The 17,606-nt window shown below is 69.8% G+C and carries 17 protein-coding genes, 1 tRNA gene and 1 pseudogene; 10 read left to right on the forward strand and 9 right to left on the reverse strand.

The annotated features are described in order from the left end of the window. Positions 1–28 precede the first annotated feature (28 nt). Positions 29–526, reverse strand: coding sequence for a hemerythrin domain-containing protein (locus tag ACGF4F_RS25140; RefSeq protein ID WP_357437165.1), 498 nt, complete (start codon positions 524–526; stop codon positions 29–31). Between the two features lie 5 nt (positions 527–531). Further along, positions 532–1,500 (reverse strand): aldo/keto reductase, encoded by a 969-nt coding sequence (locus ACGF4F_RS25145; RefSeq protein ID WP_393080778.1) that lies wholly within the window; start codon positions 1,498–1,500, stop codon positions 532–534. Between the two features lie 66 nt (positions 1,501–1,566). Between ACGF4F_RS25145 and ACGF4F_RS25150 the strand changes: the two genes are divergently transcribed. The 3 genes from ACGF4F_RS25150 (at position 1,567) to ACGF4F_RS25160 (ending at position 5,344) form a co-directional block, all read left to right on the forward strand. After that, complete coding sequence (locus tag ACGF4F_RS25150) at positions 1,567–2,019, forward strand: GNAT family N-acetyltransferase (RefSeq protein ID WP_393080781.1); 453 nt, start codon at positions 1,567–1,569, stop codon at positions 2,017–2,019. Positions 2,020–2,056: 37 nt separating this feature from the next. Next, complete coding sequence (mgrA, locus tag ACGF4F_RS25155; protein WP_357436681.1) at positions 2,057–3,046, forward strand: L-glyceraldehyde 3-phosphate reductase; 990 nt, start codon at positions 2,057–2,059, stop codon at positions 3,044–3,046. A gap of 204 nt (positions 3,047–3,250) precedes the next feature. Continuing rightward, positions 3,251–5,344 (forward strand): DUF4153 domain-containing protein, encoded by a 2,094-nt coding sequence (locus tag ACGF4F_RS25160; RefSeq protein WP_393080785.1) that lies wholly within the window; start codon positions 3,251–3,253, stop codon positions 5,342–5,344. Between the two features lie 43 nt (positions 5,345–5,387). Here ACGF4F_RS25160 and ACGF4F_RS25165 read toward each other — a convergent pair whose 3' ends face one another. The 3 genes from ACGF4F_RS25165 to ACGF4F_RS25175 form a co-directional block, all read right to left on the reverse strand. Continuing rightward, entirely contained in the window at positions 5,388–6,287 is a 900-nt protein-coding gene (locus tag ACGF4F_RS25165) for a carbohydrate ABC transporter permease (protein ID WP_393080788.1), read from the reverse strand. Beyond that, a complete protein-coding gene (locus ACGF4F_RS25170; RefSeq protein ID WP_393080791.1) occupies positions 6,284–7,273 on the reverse strand; it encodes a carbohydrate ABC transporter permease in 990 nt (329 codons plus the stop codon). Before ACGF4F_RS25170 ends, ACGF4F_RS25165 begins: the two co-directional genes overlap by 4 nt. A gap of 66 nt (positions 7,274–7,339) precedes the next feature. Further along, complete coding sequence (locus tag ACGF4F_RS25175; RefSeq protein WP_393080794.1) at positions 7,340–8,623, reverse strand: ABC transporter substrate-binding protein; 1,284 nt, start codon at positions 8,621–8,623, stop codon at positions 7,340–7,342. A 412-nt stretch (positions 8,624–9,035) separates the two neighbouring features. Between ACGF4F_RS25175 and ACGF4F_RS25180 the strand changes: the two genes are divergently transcribed. Both ACGF4F_RS25180 and ACGF4F_RS25185 read left to right on the forward strand, forming a co-directional pair. Further along, positions 9,036–9,539 carry a hypothetical protein gene (locus ACGF4F_RS25180; protein WP_073832775.1) on the forward strand — a complete coding sequence of 168 codons (504 nt, stop codon included), beginning with the start codon at positions 9,036–9,038 and terminating at the stop codon, positions 9,537–9,539. Between the two features lie 141 nt (positions 9,540–9,680). After that, a complete protein-coding gene (locus tag ACGF4F_RS25185; RefSeq protein ID WP_393080798.1) occupies positions 9,681–11,255 on the forward strand; it encodes an MFS transporter in 1,575 nt (524 codons plus the stop codon). Between the two features lie 80 nt (positions 11,256–11,335). On the opposite strand, the gene ACGF4F_RS25190 is transcribed toward ACGF4F_RS25185, so the two are convergent. Together ACGF4F_RS25190 and ACGF4F_RS25195 are read right to left on the reverse strand one after the other, a co-directional pair. After that, the gene (locus ACGF4F_RS25190) at positions 11,336–11,677 is read right to left on the reverse strand and encodes a VOC family protein (RefSeq protein WP_393080801.1); all 342 of its coding nucleotides are present in this window, start codon (positions 11,675–11,677) and stop codon (positions 11,336–11,338) included. A 138-nt stretch (positions 11,678–11,815) separates the two neighbouring features. After that, positions 11,816–12,232 carry a hypothetical protein gene (locus ACGF4F_RS25195; RefSeq protein WP_357436660.1) on the reverse strand — a complete coding sequence of 139 codons (417 nt, stop codon included), beginning with the start codon at positions 12,230–12,232 and terminating at the stop codon, positions 11,816–11,818. An 89-nt stretch (positions 12,233–12,321) separates the two neighbouring features. On the opposite strand from ACGF4F_RS25195, the gene ACGF4F_RS25200 reads away from it, so the two are divergent. The 4 genes and pseudogenes from ACGF4F_RS25200 to ACGF4F_RS25215 all read left to right on the forward strand — a co-directional run bounded on the left by ACGF4F_RS25200 (position 12,322) and on the right by ACGF4F_RS25215 (position 15,725). Further along, a complete protein-coding gene (locus ACGF4F_RS25200) occupies positions 12,322–12,969 on the forward strand; it encodes a MerR family transcriptional regulator (protein WP_393080804.1) in 648 nt (215 codons plus the stop codon). A 279-nt stretch (positions 12,970–13,248) separates the two neighbouring features. After that, a pseudogene (locus tag ACGF4F_RS25205) lies at positions 13,249–13,855 on the forward strand (IS607 family transposase). After that, the gene (locus ACGF4F_RS25210) at positions 13,852–15,270 is read left to right on the forward strand and encodes an RNA-guided endonuclease TnpB family protein (RefSeq protein WP_393080807.1); all 1,419 of its coding nucleotides are present in this window, start codon (positions 13,852–13,854) and stop codon (positions 15,268–15,270) included. The pseudogene ACGF4F_RS25205 and the gene ACGF4F_RS25210 overlap by 4 nt, the downstream one beginning before the upstream one ends. Before the next feature lie 14 nt (positions 15,271–15,284). Continuing rightward, complete coding sequence (locus ACGF4F_RS25215) at positions 15,285–15,725, forward strand: VOC family protein (RefSeq protein WP_393080810.1); 441 nt, start codon at positions 15,285–15,287, stop codon at positions 15,723–15,725. Positions 15,726–15,854: 129 nt separating this feature from the next. Here the strand turns inward: ACGF4F_RS25215 and ACGF4F_RS25220 are convergent. Together ACGF4F_RS25220 and ACGF4F_RS25225 are read right to left on the reverse strand one after the other, a co-directional pair. Beyond that, positions 15,855–15,927: transfer RNA gene (locus ACGF4F_RS25220), tRNA-Ala, on the reverse strand. Positions 15,928–16,013: 86 nt separating this feature from the next. Further along, positions 16,014–16,604 carry a YqgE/AlgH family protein gene (locus ACGF4F_RS25225; RefSeq protein ID WP_357436645.1) on the reverse strand — a complete coding sequence of 197 codons (591 nt, stop codon included), beginning with the start codon at positions 16,602–16,604 and terminating at the stop codon, positions 16,014–16,016. Positions 16,605–16,756: 152 nt separating this feature from the next. Here ACGF4F_RS25225 and ACGF4F_RS25230 point away from each other — a divergent pair, with 152 nt between their 5' ends. Continuing rightward, positions 16,757–17,560, forward strand: a complete 804-nt coding sequence (locus ACGF4F_RS25230) for an S-methyl-5'-thioadenosine phosphorylase (RefSeq protein ID WP_393080813.1) — start codon at positions 16,757–16,759, stop codon at positions 17,558–17,560. Positions 17,561–17,606 lie beyond the last annotated feature (46 nt).

Below are 17,606 nucleotides of genomic sequence, written 5' to 3' on the forward strand. Positions count from 1 at the left end.
CGATGGGGAGATCCGCACCGCCGAGGCGTCAGCGGTGCTCCTGGACGTACTTCTCGGGGTCCTTGTCCAGGAACGGCAGGTTCCGGCCGTTCTTGTGCTCGCCGTAGAACCTCAGCCAGCGCGCCCCCAACTCGGCGCGCAGCTCCACGCCGGCGTGCCGGCGGAAGTCGGGCAGCGCCTCGTCCTCCTCCTCGGCGAGGTGCTCGCTGTTCTCCCGGCGGGCCTTCCACACCGCCGCCCACCAGGGGTCCGAGCCGACCTCGTGGCGCTTCGACTCGGCGATCGCGTCGCGGATCTTGTTGTGGTCGCCGATGGCGTCCTCGGTCTCCTCCTCGCCGTCGTCGCCGTGCTTGACCAGGTGCGGGTAGAGGATGGCCTCCTCCGCCTCGGCGTGGATGTCCAGATGCAGGGCGAGCGCTTCCCAGATGGACAGCAACTCGGTCGGGTCGCGGGCGTCGTCGAGCCGGGCGAAGCCGCGACGGAAGGCGGCGTGGTCGTCGAGGATGAGTGCGGTGATGTCGTCCATGGTGGTCACTTCCCGGTCCGGGCGCGGATCAGCTTGGGTACGGCGGCCAGGCCGGTGACCGGCCGGAACTGCCGGGCGGCGGTGGCCAGGGCGGCGTACTCGTCGTCGGCCAGGTCAATCTCGGCGGCGGCCGCGTTGCGTTCCATCTGCTCGACGCCGGAGGCGCCGGGAATGGCCACCACGTTCGGGGAGCGCAGCACGTACGCCAGGGCGATCTGGCTGGGCGTGGCGTCGTGCGCGGCGGCCACCTCGCGCAGCGTGGCGATCAACGGGGTGCCGCGTTCCAGGTTCTCCGGCAGGAAGTACGCGTTGGCCCGGCGGACCGCCCCGCCGGGCAGGTTCCGCGCGTCATACCGGCCGGAGAGGAACCCCTGCGCGAGCGGGCTGTACGCGATGACGATCCGGCCGGCCTGCTCCGCGTACGGAATCAGGTCCTCCTCGGGGCCACGGTCGACCATGCTGTAGCGGACCTGGTTGCTCAGCACCCGGCGGCCGAGCGCGGCCTCGGCCGCCTGCCAGCGGCGCAGGCGGTAGTTGCTGACCCCGACCTCGCCGACCAGCCCGACGTCCTGCAGGCCGCGCATGCCCCGCATGGTGGTGGTGTCGGCGACCACCGGGTTGGGCTGGTGCACCTGGTAGAGGTCGATGCAGCTGACGCCGAGCCGGGCGGCGGAGGCGACCGCGCGCTGGTGCACCACCGGGGCGACCGGCAGCACCGGAAAGATCTTGCTGGCCACCACGACCTTGGCCCGGTCGGCGCCGAGCGCCGCGCCGAGGATGCGCTCGCTGCGGCCGAAGCCGTAGAGCTCGGCGGTGTCGAAGAGGGTGACGCCGAGGTCGAGCGCCCGCCGGACGATGTCCGCTGCCCGGCGCTCGTAGTCGGCACCGTAGCCCCACTCCTTCGAGCCGAACTGCCACGTGCCGAGGCCGATCTTCGAGATCGGCTTGGGGGTGTCGAGCTGGACGAAACGCATGGCACCGAAGCTACCCGGACAAGCGGGACCCCACGCCCGTTCCGCCACCGGCGGCACAATAGGCGGGTGGATCTCCGCATCCGGGCCGCCCGCCCCACCGAGGCGGCCGAGCTGACCGAGCTGGCACTGCGTTCCAAGGGTCACTGGGGCTACGAGGCCGAGTTCCTGGCCCGCTGCCGCAGCGAGCTGACGCTGACCCCCGCGGACGTGGCCACGCGGCAGGTGGCGGTAGCCGAACGGGACGGCGCGGCGGTCGGGTTGTTGGTGCTCGGCGGCACCCCGCCCGAGCTGGAGCTGGACATGCTCTTCGTGGACCCGCCGGCGATCGGCACCGGCGTCGGTCGGGTGCTGTTCGACCACGCCGTGGCCACGGCCCGCGCCGCGGGCGCCCGTGCGCTGTGGCTCGACGCGGACCCGGGCGCGGAGCCGTTCTACCGGCACGTCGGCGCGGTCCCGGCCGGCACCGCCGTCTCCCCCTCCACCGGCCGCACCCTCCCCCGCCTGCGCTACGACCTCTGATCGCGGTCCCGTCACACGCCAGGACTAGGGTCGCGTGGTGACCTACCTCGCCGCTGATCAGCGTTACGACTCGATGACCTACCGGCGCAGCGGACGCAGCGGTCTGCGCCTGCCCGCCATCTCCCTCGGGCTGTGGCACAACTTCGGGCCGGACCGGCCGTACGAGCGGCAGCGCGACATCGTCCGACGCGCCTTCGACCTCGGCATCACCCACTTCGACCTGGCCAACAACTACGGCCCGCCGCCCGGCACCGCCGAGGAGAACTTCGGCCGGCTGCTCGCCACCGACCTCAAGCCGTACCGGGACGAGCTGGTCGTCTCCAGCAAGGCCGGCTACCTGATGTGGCCCGGCCCGTACGGCGAATGGGGCTCCCGCAAGTACCTGATCTCGTCGCTGGACCAGTCGCTGCGCCGGCTCGGGCTCGACTACGTGGACATCTTCTACTCGCACCGGTTCGACCCGGACACGCCGCTGGAGGAGACGATGGGCGCGCTGGACGCCATCGTCCGCTCCGGCAAGGCGCTGTACGTCGGCATCTCCAACTACAACTCCGAGCAGAGCGCCCGGGCCGCCGCGATCCTGCGGGACCTCGGTACGCCGCTGCTGATCAACCAGCCGGCCTACTCGATGTTCAACCGCTGGACCGAGACGGACGGCCTGCTGGACACGCTGGAGAAGGTCGGCGCGGGCTGCATCGCGTACAGCCCGCTGGCGCAGGGCCTGCTCACCGACCGCTACCTGGGCGGGATCCCGGCCGACTCCCGGGTGCGCACCAGCGTGTTCCTCAACGAGAGCGACCTGACCGAGGAGCGGATGGCGACCATCCGGGCGCTCGGCGCGATCGCCGAGCGGCGCGGCCAGACCCTGGCCCAGCTCGCCCTGGCCTGGGCGCTGCGCGACCCGCGGATGACCAGCCTGATCATCGGGGCGAGCAGCGTGGCCCAGCTGGAGGGAAACGTGGCCGCGCTGGACAACCTCGACTTCACCGCCGAGGAACTGGCCGAGATCGAGCGGGCCCTGGGCTGATCCCTGGGTCTCGGACCGCGCCGCCAGGTTCCGTCGCGAGACGGCCGCGCGGCGCGGTTCCGACGGCGAGGCAGCCCGGCGGCACGGGCGGTTCACCGGCCGGCCCGGGTGTGCTGACCGAACGGGCCGCCGGGGCGGCGCGGGGCGGCGGCGGACCGGGGTCGGGCCCTACAGTGTCGGGACCAAGCGATCAAGGAGCGTGTCGTGTCCGAGTCGCCATCGGCGCCAGATTCCCCCCGGACCGCCCCGGCGACCGGACCGAGCGGCGGTGACGTCCCCGCCGACGTCACGCCGTACCTGCTCGTCATGCCCACGGGGGACGGCGCGCCGCCCGGCCTGGTGTGGCCCGGCCAGGAGGGCCAGCCGGCCTGGGCGATCCCGGTTACCGTGCCGCCCGGCACGCGCGGCTACGCGCTGTTCGTACCGCTGGTGTCACCTGGCGAGGACCAGCCGGTGCCCGCGCAGGCGGCGGCCCCGCGGGTCATGGCGCCCGCACCGGGCGTGCCGGCCCAGGCGACCCCGCCGGCCGTCGAGGCCACGGCGAGCGCGCCGGCCACGGCCGGCACCGGGAGCGCCACCGACGGACCGGCGGCTGACAAGGACGCAGCCGACGCACCGGCGCCCCAGGGCACCCCGGCAGCGGACACGACGCCGCCGCCGACCGGGATCGCCCCGCAGTCCTCAGCCGCACCGGCGACGCCCCCGCCTCCGGGCTATCCACCGCCGTACGTCGTGACGCAGCCCGTGCTGCACCCCGGGGGCGGCTGGGCGCCGCGCCCGCCCGTGCCCCGGACGTCGTTCCTCGGCGCGCGCTGGCCCGGGCCGAAGCCGGCCACCGGGCGAGCCGCCCCGCTCGCGGTCCTCGCCGGCGCGCTCGGCACCGCGTTCTTCGTGCCGCTGAGCCGGGTCGGCATCGGCTGGTTCCTCGGCTGGCTCACGCTGACCCTCGGCGTGCTGGTGGCGGTCCGGCGGCGTACCGCCGACCTGCCCCGCACCGACCGACTGATCCGGGGCGGCTGGGCGGCGGCCGCCCTGGTCCTGCTGGCCGTGCTCGCCTTCCGCAACGCCTGGTGGCTGGTGACGTTCTGTGTCCTCGGCGCACTGGGCTGCGCTACCCTGGCCATCGTCGGCGGGCGGTTGGTCCGCTCGATCCTGTTCGGCCTGCTCGCGGCGCCGTTCGCGGCATTCCGCGGCCTGCCCTGGGTACGCCGGCACATCACCGCCTCCCCGGACGCCGGGAAGGTCCGCCGGGTCGTCGCCTCGGTCGTCGCCACGGTGCTGGTGCTGTTGGTGTTCGGCAGTCTGCTCGCCTCGGCCGACGCGGCGTTCTCCGAGCTCATCGGCGCGACCGTCCCGAACACCGACGTCGGGGCGATGTTCCGCGGGATCTTCCTGGCCGCCGTCGGCGGGCTGATCGCGGTCGCGGCGGTCTACACCCTGGCCGCGCCGCCCGACCTGTCCACGGTGGACAAGCCGAGCAACCGCCGGCTCGGGCTGCTGGAATGGGCCCCGGCCATCGGGGCGCTGACGCTGCTCTTCGTCGGTTTCGTGGTCGTGCAGTTCACCGTGCTCTTCGGCGGGCAGCGGCACGTGCAGAAGGTCGCCGGGCTGAGCTACTCCGAGTACGCCCGTAGCGGCTTCTGGCAGCTGCTCTTCGTCACCCTGCTGACCCTGGCCGTGCTGGCCGCGGTGAGCCGGTGGGCCAGCCGGGAGCGTCCGGTCGAACGCACCGTGCTGCGCGTCCTGCTGGGCCTGCTCAGTGCGCTCAGTGTGGTGATCGTGGTGTCCGCGCTGTCCCGGATGTGGACGTACCAGAAGGTCTACAGCTTCACCGGCGAGCGGATCTTCGTGATGGCGTTCGAGTTGCTGCTCGGGGTGGTCTTCCTGATGATCCTGGCGGCGGGCGTCCGGTGGCAGGGCCGTTGGATCCCCGGGTCGACCGTGGCGCTGGCCGTGGCGATGCTGCTCGGCCTGGCGGTGCTCAACCCGGAGGACTACGCCGCGCGGCGCAACATCCTGCGGTACGAGCAGACCGGGAAGATCGACGCGTGGTACCTGCGGGCGCTCTCCGCGGACGCCACCCCGGCTCTGGCCAGGCTCCCCGATCCGGTACGCCGTTGCACGTTGAGCTGGATCGCCGACGACCTGGCCGAGTCCGACCCCTGGTACGCGTGGAACCTGGGCCGGTTCCGGGCCCGGCAGGAACTCGACCGGCTCGGCCCGGCCGCGATCGGCGGGCAGAAGGACTGCCGCAAGGCCGACCAGTTCGACCTGCCCAAGACGCGCGGCACCCGGTGACGCCCCGGGGCCGGGTGCGAGTTTGGCCCGGCCCCGGCCCGGGTCAGCCTTTGACCGCGCCGCCCACGATGCCGCGGACGAAGTAGCGCTGCAGGCCGAAGAAGACCGCCAACGGCAGGGCCATCGACACGAACGCCGCCGCGCCGAGGAGGTACCAGCCGCCGCCGAGGGAGTTGACCAGGTTCGCGATCGCCGCGGTCATCGGCAGGTTGTCCGAGTTCGCGAGCCCGATATAGATCAGCGCGACGAGCAGGTCGTTCCACACGAACAGGAACTGGAAGATCGCCAGTGCGGCGAAGGCCGGCACGCTCATCGGCACCGCGATCCGGAAGAACGCCGTCACGTGGGAGGCGCCGTCCATGTAGGCCGACTCGAACACCGCCCGCGGCAGGGACCCCATGAAGTTGCGCAGCAGGTAGACCGCGAACGGCAGGCCGTAGCCGGTGTGGGCCAGCCACACGGCCAGGAACTGGCCGGTGATCTCCCACTCGGCGAACAGCTTCAGCACGGGAATGAGGGTGGTCTGGAACGGGACGACCAGCAGCCCGACGATCACTACAAAGAGCACGTCACGGCCGGGGAACTGCATCCAACTGAACGCGTACGCGGCGAACGCCGCGACGAAGAGCGGGATGATGGTGGCCGGGATGGCGATGAACAGGCTGTTGACGAACGCTTCGCCGATGCCGCTCTGCTGGAAGACGTCGCGGTAGTTCTCCATGGTGAACTGGTACGGCGGGGCGAACGCCGTCCACCAGCCGGCGGTGGACAGCTCCGACTGTGGACGGAACGAGCTCACCAGCAGCCCGACCGTCGGCACCGCCCAGACGACCATCAGGGCGACGACCGCCAGGTGCAGCACCAGGCGGCGGCGAGGCCGGGCGGGCTTGCGGGTGGCTGCGGCCCGGGTGCCGGGCGCCTTGGGCGTTGCGACCGTGGTCATCTGATCGACTCCTGGGCACGGAACTTACGGATGTTGAAGCCCATGATCGGGACGATCGCCAGCAGGAGGACGACCGCGACGGCGCTGGCTCGGCCGAAGTCGCCGAACACGAACATCTCCTTGATCATGAGGTTGGCGATGACCTCGGTGTCGTAGTTGCCGTTCGTCAGCGTGTAGACGATGTCGAACGTCTTCAGCGAGGTGATGATCATCGTGGTGGAGACGACCGCCAGGGTCGGGCCCAGCAGCGGGAGGATCACCCGCCGGAAGACCTGCCACTCGTTGGCGCCGTCGATTCGGGCCGCCTCCAGCAGCTCGGGGTCGATCCCCTTGAGCGCGGCAGAGATGATGACCATCGCGAAGCCGGTCCACATCCACACCATGATGGCGATGAGCGCGAACGTGCTGAGCCGGAAACCGGGCGACTGCAACCAGCCGACAGGTCCCAGCCCGACCGCCCCGAGCAACGCGTTCAACGTGCCGGTCTGGGTAGTCCCCTCCGGCTTGTAGTCGTACATGAACTTCCAGATGACACCGGCCGCGACCATGCTGATGGCCAGTGGCAGGAAGATGATGCTCTTGGCCAGCGCCTCATACCGGACCCGGTCCACAAGCACGGCGATGACCAGGCCCATCCCGACCGTGAAGCCGGCGAAGAACAGCAGCCACAGGACATTGTTGAGGAGCGTGCCGATGGCGTCACTGTTGGTGAAGAACCACCGGTAGTTGTCCAGCCCGACGAATGTCGGCGTGAGCTCATTCTTGCCGTAGAAACTCCGGATGATCGTCCGGATCGTCGGATAGATCAGGAAGAAGGCGAGGAACCCGAGCGCCGGCGCGATCCAGAGCCACGGCCGGATGCGCTGCTGCCACTGGTTGTTGCGCGCGACGACGGCGAGCACGCGCTCGGCTCCCCAGACGTACAGGATCAGGATGGCCGGAATGCCGACGACCACCTGGAGTGCCGTGGCCAGGCGTGAATCCACTGTTGCCTCCGGGAATCGCACCACGGGATGAGGCGGGGGAGCGGCCACGCCACTCCCCCGCCCGGACTAGGACTGGTACGCGTCCTTCTGCGCCGCATCAAGGTCGGCGAGGACCTGGTCGAGGGACTTGGTGCCGTTGGTCAGCGCCACCATCCCCTTCCAGAACGCGTCGTTCATGGCGGTCGGCATCAGGTCCGACGCGTCAAAGGCGAAGGACTTCGCGTTGGCCAGGATCTCCGCGGAACGCTTGCTGACGTCATCCGGGTAGCTCTTGGCATTCTTGTTCGCCGACAGGGCCCCGCCAGCCTTGACCCAGATGTCCTGCGCCTCGGCCGTGACCAGGTACTTCATCAGCGACTTCGCGGCCGGCGTGTCCTTGAACATGCCGAACAGGTCGCCCGCGCCCTCGACCGCGCCCGCGTACTGGGCCTCGATGTCCGGGAACGGCAGGAAGTTGTAGTCGGTGCCCGCCTTGGCCTGCTTGAACTTCCCCAACCCGGTGATGAAGCTCCCCTGGTGGTGCAGCTGGCAGCCGGGCGGGGCCGCGAACAGCGGGTCGCCACCGGCCTCGAAGTTCGTCGCCACGGCGGCCTTGCCGCCGCCGTAGGTGTTGGCGACGACGTCGTTCACGTAGATCTCGAACGCCTTCTTGATGGCCGCGTCGGACCACTTGACCTTGCCCTGATACCACTGGCTGTAGACATCCGGGCCCGCGGTCCGCAGCACCAGGTCCTCGATCCAGTCGGTGCCCGGCCAACCGGACGCCGCGCCGGACTCCAGGCCGACGCACCAGATCGCCTTCGCCTTGCTCTGGCTCGCCTTCGCCTGGGTCATCAGGTCGTTCCACGTCTTGGGCGGATTCGCCCCGTAGTCGTTGACCTTCGGGTCGTACCAGATGAGGCCCTTGACGGCGGCCTTGATGAAGACGCCGTGCACCTTGCCGTCGACCTTGCCCAACTCGACCAGCGCCGGGGCGGTCTCGCTCTCGTACGTTTTGATGTCCAGCACGTCGTCCAGTGGCAGCAGCTTGCCAGTCTTGGCGTACTCGGCCATCTGCCCGGGGCCGGGCAGTCCGGCCACGTCCGGCAGCACGCCAGAGGCGACACCGGTGGTCAGGACAGTGTTGATGTCCCGGGTGCCGGTGTACTTCACCTTGGCGCCGGTCTGCTTCTCCCAGGGCTCGACCATCTTGAGGAACGCGGCCTGTTCGTCACCGCCCCAGGTGCCGATCACGTTGACGGTCTTGCCCTTGAGATCATTCTCGTTCGAGGACGAGCCGTCGGTGGAACAGGCGGTCGTCGCGAGCGCGAGCACGGCCAGCGGGACCATCCGCCGCAGCCACCGGTTCATGGGCACTCCTTCTCAGTCACTCGGTACGTCGACTCCGCACAGCCCGCCGGACACCCGATGCGCCTGCTGTCCGCGTCACCGCGGAGCGCGCGCGGTCGTCGGTCACCGTCCGCTCCGCCCGCAGGCCGGCGGGTCGGCTCTTCCACAGGCGACGGTCGGTGCCGGTGGCTTGACGCCGCATGCGGCGTCGAGCGTCCTGAGCGCCGCTCGAGACCCGCTCGAGGGCAACTCGAGCCGGTCGACCGGCATGGATTTCCGGGGAAGTTTCCGCTGGTCAGACCGAGTTGGACGACCTCGCGTGAGTTGCCCGACAGCTCGCGCATCTATCCACAGACGTCGATGCATGGTAGAAATTTCACGGGCCGGCCTCCACTTCGCAAATATCTGCCCCTGCTGCGATTCAGGAGATGCCATGTCAACGACCCGTCGTGTAGTGCGCCGCCGCATGCTCACCCTGCTCCTCGCAGGCGTCGCGGCCATCGGCACCGCCCTCGGCTTCAGCACCCCCGCCTTCGCGATCAGCCACGCCAGCGCCACCTCCCAGCTGCGCGCCGCCGGCATCAGCTGGGTCTCCAGCGGCAACTGCAGCGACCGCAACAACCCGACGTGCACCTCATTCGAGGGCATCCGGCAGGCCACGATCGACGGCATCATCACGTTCAAGCGGGCCAGTGGCTGCGCCATCACCATCACCGGCGGCACCGAGACCGGGCACGCCGGCGGCACCTACAGCCACTGGAACGGCTACAAGGTCGACATCGCCAAGACGACCTGCGTCTACAACTACATCTCCCGCTCCTACACATACGTGGGCTACATATCGGGCTGGGGTTACCAGTGGCGAGCCCCGTCGGGCAACCTCTACACCGACGAGGGCAACCACTGGGACATCCTGTACTACACCTGTGGCTGCTGACGCCTGAGAAGTGACAGACACCCTGGTGCGGGCCTTGCCCGCACCAGGGTGTCTCGCTTGGCCCGCCGCCGGGAGGCATCCCACCAGTACATATGCCCCAAACGTGAATTTGGGTACGAAGCCGTCGGTAGCATCCGGGCTATGACCGAGCCGAGCCGGCCCGGCACCGCCAGCTCAGGTGCCCACGGGGCCTCCCCGTCAAGGGCCGACCCGAAATGGTGGGCCCTCACCGCCGTCTGTCTGGGCACGTTCATGCTGCTGCTCGACCTGACGATCGTGAACGTCGCGCTGCCCGACATCCAGGCGTCGCTGGGGGCGTCCTTCTCCGACGTGCAGTGGGTCGTCGACGCCTACGCGCTGACCCTGGCCGCACTCCTGCTGACCGCGGGGTCGCTGGCGGACCTGTTCGGCCGCCGCCGGCTCTACGTGATCGGCCTGGTCGTCTTCACCGCCGCGTCCGCGCTGTGCGGCGTCGCGCAGTCCCCGCTCATGCTCGAACTGTCCCGCGGCCTGCAGGGCATCGGCGGGGCCATCATGTTCTCCGTCTCGCTGGCCCTCCTGGCCAACGCCTTCCGCGGCGCCGAACGCGGCACGGCCTTCGGTATCTGGGGTGCCCTGGCCGGCGTCGCCGTCGCCGTCGGGCCCATCGTGGGTGGCGCGCTGGTGTCGGGCCTGTCCTGGCGGTGGATCTTCTTCGTCAACGTGCCCATCGGTGCCATCGCGCTGGTCCTGACCCTGCGCAAGGTGGTCGAGTCGCGCGACGAGCAAGGCGCGCGGCCGGACTGGCCGGGCTTCGTGATCTTCTCCGCGGCACTCGCCTGCCTGGTCTACGCCCTCATCGAAGCGGGACGCAGCAGTTTCACCGCGACACCGGTGATCGCCTGCTTCGCCGCGGCCGCCGTGCTGCTCGTGGCCTTCCTGCTGATCGAGGCCCGCACCGCGGACCCGATGTTCGATCTACGGCTGTTCCGGGTGCCCACCTTCGTAGGTGGCGACATCGCCGCGTTCGGCCTCTCCTTCAGCATCTTCTCGATGCTGCTCTACCTGGTCCTCTACCTGCAGAACGTGCTCGGCTACACCGCCCTGCAGACCGGCCTGCGGCTGCTCATCCTCTCCATCGGCGTGCTGGTCGCCAGCGGCGTGGCGGGACGGCTGAGCGCGAAGATGCCGGTCCGCGCCCTCGTCGGCCCAGGACTGGTGCTGGTCGGCATCGGGTTGCTGCTCATGCGCGGCCTCACCGCCACCTCGTCGTGGACCCACCTGATCCCGGGACTGATCGCGACGGGCATCGGCATCGGGTTCGTCAACCCGCCGCTGGCCTCCACGGCGGTCGGGGTCGTGGCGCCACGCCGGTCGGGGATGGCGTCCGGGATCAACCTGACGTTCCGGCAGGTCGGCATCGCCACCGGCGTCGCACTGCTGGGCACCCTGCTCGCCAACCGACTGACCGCCATGGTGCAGACCCGAGTTGCCGGCACCCCGTTGGCCCCGCACAGCGCCGAGATCGCGACAGCACTGCGCAACGGCAGCGTGAGCCGACTGTTCGCGACCGTCCCACCGCAGCAGCGCGGCCTGCTCGTCGAGATCGCCCGCGGCAGCTTCGCCAGCGCGCTGAACGAGGTCCTGCTGTTCGCGGCGATCGTCAGCATCGTCGCCGGGATCCTGTCCTTCGTCCTGATCCGCGCGAAGGACTTCGTCTCACCCCCGCAGGGGTGACCGTTCCCGGGCACCGGCCCGGGCGGTAGGGATCGACCGTCGCGCCCGGATCAGCGCGGACTTCCCGGCCCGGCCCACGCTCAGGCCGGCGCGCCGCCGAAGCCGATCTCGTTGCCGTCCGGGTCGCGGAAGATGGCCTTGCGGACGCCGTTGGCGTAGGTCTCACGCTCGGCCGGCGCCAGGCCGCGCTCGGCGATCTGGGCGATGCGGGCGTCGAAGTCGCCGACGAAGACGGTGTGCATGGCGTGCCCGGCATGCTCGGGCCGCACCTCGATGAACACGTACCGGTGCTCGGCCAACTCCCACACCGCCTCGGTGTCGTTGGGCAGGAACGACGGCGGGGCGCCGAGGAGCCGCTCGTACCAGGCCGCCGCCGCGGTGTAGTCGCGGACGGGGACGCCCGCGAAAAGATCTACGGTCATCAGCTCATGTTAGGCGGCTCTCCGACAGCGGCCGAGCAATCAGAAGGTTAGTGCTGACCTTGACTCGATGAAGGCCCGTGCCGCCTCCTCGTACGGACGGCCGGCACCGGGGTGGGTGCCGGCCAGCTCCGCAACGGTTCAGGCGGTCAGCAGCCCCACGCCGAGACTCACCACGCCCGCAGCGAGAGCGAGCGCGCCCACCCACAGCACCCAGACGAACCGGTTCGGCGCCGTGACGTTCCTGCCGGCGGACGACGCGAAGAATCCCGCCGACATCAGAATCGCGGCGACCGGCACTCCGAGCCGCGCGGTCCACAGGAAGGCTCCGTCGAGACCAGTGGCGTCCACATAGAGCAGTGCGACCAGGCTCAGCAGGACCAGCACGCCGGCGTGACCATGGCCGGCGCGCGCGAAGGACTTCTGGAAGTCGGTCATCGGCACGTCGCCACGGGCGATCCGGGTCATGAACCAGCCGCCCACCTGGATGGTGACGATCGTGAGCAGCACCGCTCCGGCGATGATCCGCGACTCGGTGCTGAGGGCCAAGGTCTGCACGAGGTCTCCTTCGGGTCGGGTAGTGATGGATAGCAGCGCTGCCCGCTTACGGATACTGATACTATCCATGAAGACGGAGGGGACGGCAAATGCGTATCGCGGAGCTGAGTCGCCGGTCGGGGGTGGCCGTGCCGACGATCAAGTACTACCTACGGGAAGGCCTGCTCCCGCCGGGCGAACTGACCAGCCCCAACCAGGCCAGGTACGGGGAGCGGCACCTGCGCCGGCTGCGCCTGATTCGCGCCCTGATCGAGTTGGCCCAGGTCCCCGTAGCCAGCGTGAAGGTCGTCCTGCAGGCGTTCGACTCCGAAACCATGTCGCTGCACGAACGGATCGGGACGGTGCACCGCGCCATCACGCCCCACCGTCAGGTGACCGCCGACGACGACGTACGCGTCGCAGCCACCGCACAGGTGCGGGAACTCGTAGCGCGGCGCGGCTGGGCCGTCGAGCCGGACGCGCCCGCCATCGCAACACTCGTCGAGACCATCACCGCCCTGCGAGCGCTCGGCCAGGACAGCCTCACCGGTCACCTCGACGCGTACGCGGAAGCCGTGGAACGGTTCACCGAGCTCGAACTCGCGGCGGTCACGTCGCACGCCGACCCTGACCAGATCGCCGAAAGCGTCGTGATCGGCACCGTCCTCGGCGAAACACTCATCGCGGCGCTGCGCCTACTGGCCCAGGAAAGCATCTCCGCCCGCCTGCTGGGCCCGGCGTCCGCGTCCGGTCGATAGCGGGCCGGCCATGAACATTCGCCGAGCCACCAGTCGCCACCCCAGACCACGATCAGGCCATCGCCGCCGGGCCGGACGGCGCGCCGCCTGAGGAGGCAGCGCAGATACGCGGCCAGGTCCCGGCCGCGCCAACAGGTTCCCGAAGAGTGTTGCAAAGGATGTCGAGAACGGCCTGGCGGCTCCGTCTCAGGGGCGGACGCGGCCACCGTGGCCGTACCACACCAAGGAGCAGCGACTGGTGGTTGCTTTCCTTTCTAGAGCTGTCAACAATTGATTGTTGTGGGTGGCGTGTATCGGATCGGCGGGTTTTGCCAGGCGGGTGGGCCGCTCTGTGAGCAGGTGCGCCGGTGGGAGGTTGAGGGTCCGTTCGTGGCCCGTCGTCTGTCGTCGGCTCGGCGGTATTTCGACGATTCCGATGTGCGTATGGTGTTGCAGCCGGGTTTCGACGCCGACAGGCGAAAGGGTTGTGGTGTATTGCCGGGCCTCGTTGTGCGGTTAGAAGTCGGATTTGGCCTTGCAGGTGGCGGCGATGCGGCAGTTGTGCCTGGCGTGTGGGCGAGTGGGTCAGCGAGGTCGGCGGCGGGATGTACCTGCGCCGTGAAAGGTTCCTGGCGTTGATGGACGCGGTCTACAGGGGGAGGTTGGCACGCTGGTGGTGGCGCATAGGGACAGGCTGGCGCGGTTCGGCTTCGACTTTCTGGAGCATGTGGCGGACTGCGGCGGCTGCGAGGTCGTCGCCGCCATCCAGGAGTCACTGTCCCCGCAGCAGGAACGGGTGGAGGACTTGCTGGCCATCGTGCGGACCTTCTCTGGCCGGCTGGACGGTCTGCGCCGCTACGAAGAGGAACTCGAAGAGGCGGACCTGACATTCGGGGATGACCGGTGAAGGTCACTCGTATCGCCTACTCGGCCCGACTCAATGCGGGTAAGTACGCCGCACTGGTGGAGCAGGCCCGCCGGTTGGGTCGGGTGCGCAGCGAGGTGTGGCAGCGTTACGGGGCGATCGCCGGTGTCGGGTCCGGGTTGCGGGATCGGCAGGTGCGGGACCGGTGGCTGGCTGACGGCACGCACGCGTCGTTCGGTGTGTTGGCGAATGCGTGGAAGGAAACCGTCCGCGACGCCATGGCCGACATCGCCGCGAACCTGGAAGCGGCCAAGGTCGACGTCCGGCGGGCGATCATCCGACGCACGAGCGATCCGGCCGAGCGCAAGCGGATGTTCGCCGCGTTGAAGACCGACCGATGGGCTGGGGATCCGTTCCTGGCGCGGCAGATGCGCAAGCATTGGAAGCGTGGCCGCAACCGCACCCACGATCAGATCGTCGTGCGCGCCGACAACTACAACACGATCGTTGACGGGCGGGGCCGGTTGTGGCTGGCGATTCCCGGTCTCGAACCCCGGCGGATGGTCCGAATCCCGCTGTCCACGACCGTCGCGCCGACGGGCACGTTGCGGCTGGTCCTGCGCCGGGGTCGGGTCGAGGTCCATTACCAGATCGACGCATCACAGATGCGGTCGTCGCAGCGGCCGTGCGGCGAGGCGACGGTCGGTGTGGACAAGGGCTACACCGAAGCCCTCACCGACTCCGACGGCCAGGCCCACGGTGAACAACTCGGCGACCTGCTGACCGCCGAGTCGGACCGGTTGAAGGAACGCAACCGCCGTCGGGCGAAGCTACGCTCGATCGCCAACAGCGCCGCGATGCGCGGTGACCACGCGAAAGCCCACCGGATCAAGGTCCACAACCTCGGCACGGTGAAGCGGGACCGGCAGGCCGCCCGCCACCGAGCGCGGGTTCGTACGGAGATCTTCACCGCCGTGCACGAGGTCGTCGACAAAGCCGCCACCGTGATCGCCGAAGACCTCACCAAACGCTTCACCGGCCGCAAGAAACTTCCCAAGAACATCAACCGGCGTCTCGCCGCATGGACCAAAGGAGTCACCGCCGAGGCCCTGAAAAGCGTGTCGGAGCGCAGAGGTTCTGCGCACGTTCCCGTCAACGCCGCCTACACCTCACAAACCTGCCACCGCTGCGGCGACTTCGGCCGACGCAGCGGGGACAGGTTTCACTGCACCCGATGCGGGGTGGTGTGGCAGGCCGACGTGAACGCCGCGATCAACATCCTGCACCGAGCCGGCGACCCCGACATCGCCCTGCACACCCCACACCAGCGGGTGAAGCAGATCCTGCAGGAGCGGACCGATCGCCACCGGACCAGACTGCCGGTCCAGGACTCCAGCCCAGCCACCGCCGGGCGGAGAGCGAAACATCCGAACCACTCAGCAATGAGCAACAAGTAGGAAGCAGACCCAGCATGACGATCCAGCGGATGGACAACGTCCTCATCGTTGTCGACGACCTTGACGCTGTTATTTCGTTCTTCGTCGAACTTGGCATGGAGCTGGAGGGCAAGGCGCCAGTCGAGGGACGCTGGGTGGAGCGGGTCATCGGGATCGACGACGTCCGACAGGACATCGCCATGCTGCGGACCCCGGACGGCCACGGCCGAATCGAGCTCGCGATGTTCCACACGCCGAAGGCGATCAGCGCCGAACCGAAGGACGCGCCGGCGAACACGCTGGGCATTCGTCGCATCATGTTCGCCGTCGACGACATCGAGGACGTCGTTGCCCGACTGCGTACCCACGGCGCCGAACTCGTCGGCGAGGTGGTGCAGTGCGAGGACATCTATCGGCTCTGCTACGTCCGCGGCCCCGAGGGCATCATCGTCGGACTGGCCGAACAGCTCAGCTGAAGGCCGGCGAAGGGACCCTGCACCCGAAGAACCTCCCAGGCACGCCGGGCGCGTACGCATGAGAGCAACAGAAACGAGAAAAGCCCTGGTGGGGGATTGTGTCCCCCACCAGGGCTTTTTTGCTTGGGGTGGAGCCGAGGGGACTCGAACCCCTGACCCCCACACTGCCAGTGTGGTGCGCTACCAGCTGCGCCACGGCCCCTTGCGGTCGTCCCCGGTCGCCCGGGCACGCAGAGAACTATACACACGCCGGCCGGCATGGTCATCTCGCGGGGTACCCCCTGCCGCTCAGTTCAGCGCCACGTCCGGCGGGAAGTGGGCCACCGCCGCCATCATGCCGCCCTGCCGGCGCAGCACCATGGGCCAGAGGTCGTCGGGCCGGTCGACGAACGCGTCCCCGGGCAGGGCGTCGAGGACGAACCAGGACCCCTCCTCGATCTCCCGCTCGAGCTGGCCGGCGCCCCAGCCGGCGTACCCGGCGAAGACCCGGATCCCGCCGATGGCCTCGCGCAGCCGCTCCGGGTCGACGGAGAGGTCGATGGTGCCCACCGCGCCGGACACCCGGTGGAAGCCCTTCACCGGCTTGACCGGGTGGCGCATCCGGGCCAGGCAGATGGCCGAGTCGGGCTGCACCGGGCCGCCCTCGAAGAGCACCGCCGGGTCCCGGGCCAGGTCGCTCCAGCCGCCCAGGACATCGGCGACCGGCACCTCGGTGGCCCGGTTCAGCACCACGCCGAGGGCACCGCCGGCCTCGTGAGCGACCAGCAGCACGACCGTACGGTCGAAGTTCGGGTCCTTCAGCGCCGGAGTCGCGACCAGCAGCCGCCCGGTCATGGACTCCATGGCTCGGCCACCGATCGCCTGTCCCTCACCCTGCATGTCCGACACCCGTCAGCCGTACGCCCGTGTGGCGCATCCGACGTCGTCGACCATCCGCGCGGTCAACACCATGCCACGCACATTAGCCTGCGGCTCGCCCGCTGACTAAGGTCTGACGGGCGGGTGATCGCGACAGGATCGAGGGAGCACCGATGGGTCCAACGGCCGAGCTGGCGGTGATCGGTGGGTCGGGGCTCTACGCCCTGCTCGACGGCGCCACCGAACACGTCCTGCAGACGCCGTACGGAGCACCGTCGGACGCGGTCACCATCGCCGAGGTGGGCGGTCGCCGGGTGGCGTTCCTGCCCCGGCACGGACGCGACCACCGCTACCCGCCGCACCTGATCCCGTACCGGGCGAACCTCTGGGCGCTGCGCTCCCTCGGCGTACGCCAGGTGCTCGCCCCCTGCGCGGTCGGCGGGCTCCGCCCCGAGCTGGGCCCGGGCACCTTCGTGGTGCCGGACCAGCTCGTCGACCGCACCAGCGGGCGCACCCAGACCTACTACGACCAGGGCGCCGTGCACGTCCCATTCGCCGACCCCTACTGCCCCGTCGGCCGGCGGACGCTGCTCGACGCGGCGGCCGGGCGGGACGTGCCGGCGGTGGACGGCGGGACGGTGGTGGTGGTCGAGGGGCCGCGCTTCTCCACCCGGGCCGAGTCGCGCTGGTTCGCCTCGATCGGCGGCACGGTGGTCAACATGACCGGCCACCCGGAGGCCGTGCTCGCCCGCGAGCTGGCCCTCTGCTACACGTCCATCGCGCTGGTCACCGACCTGGACGCGGGCGTGACGCCCGGCGAGTCGGTCACCCAGGAGGAGGTGTTCCGGGTCTTCGCCGAGAACACCGACCGGCTGCGCGGAGTCCTGCTGGACGCGGTCGCCGCGCTGCCGTCCGAGCGGGACTGCCCGTGCGGGCACGCCCTCGACGGGATCAAACTGCCATTCCCGCTGCCCTGACCGGTGGCCGGCCCGGCCACCGCCGTCACGAGACTCGGGAAGCGCC

The sequence above is a fragment of the Micromonospora sp. NPDC047740 genome (assembly GCF_043204735.1).
Classification (GTDB): domain Bacteria; phylum Actinomycetota; class Actinomycetes; order Mycobacteriales; family Micromonosporaceae; genus Micromonospora.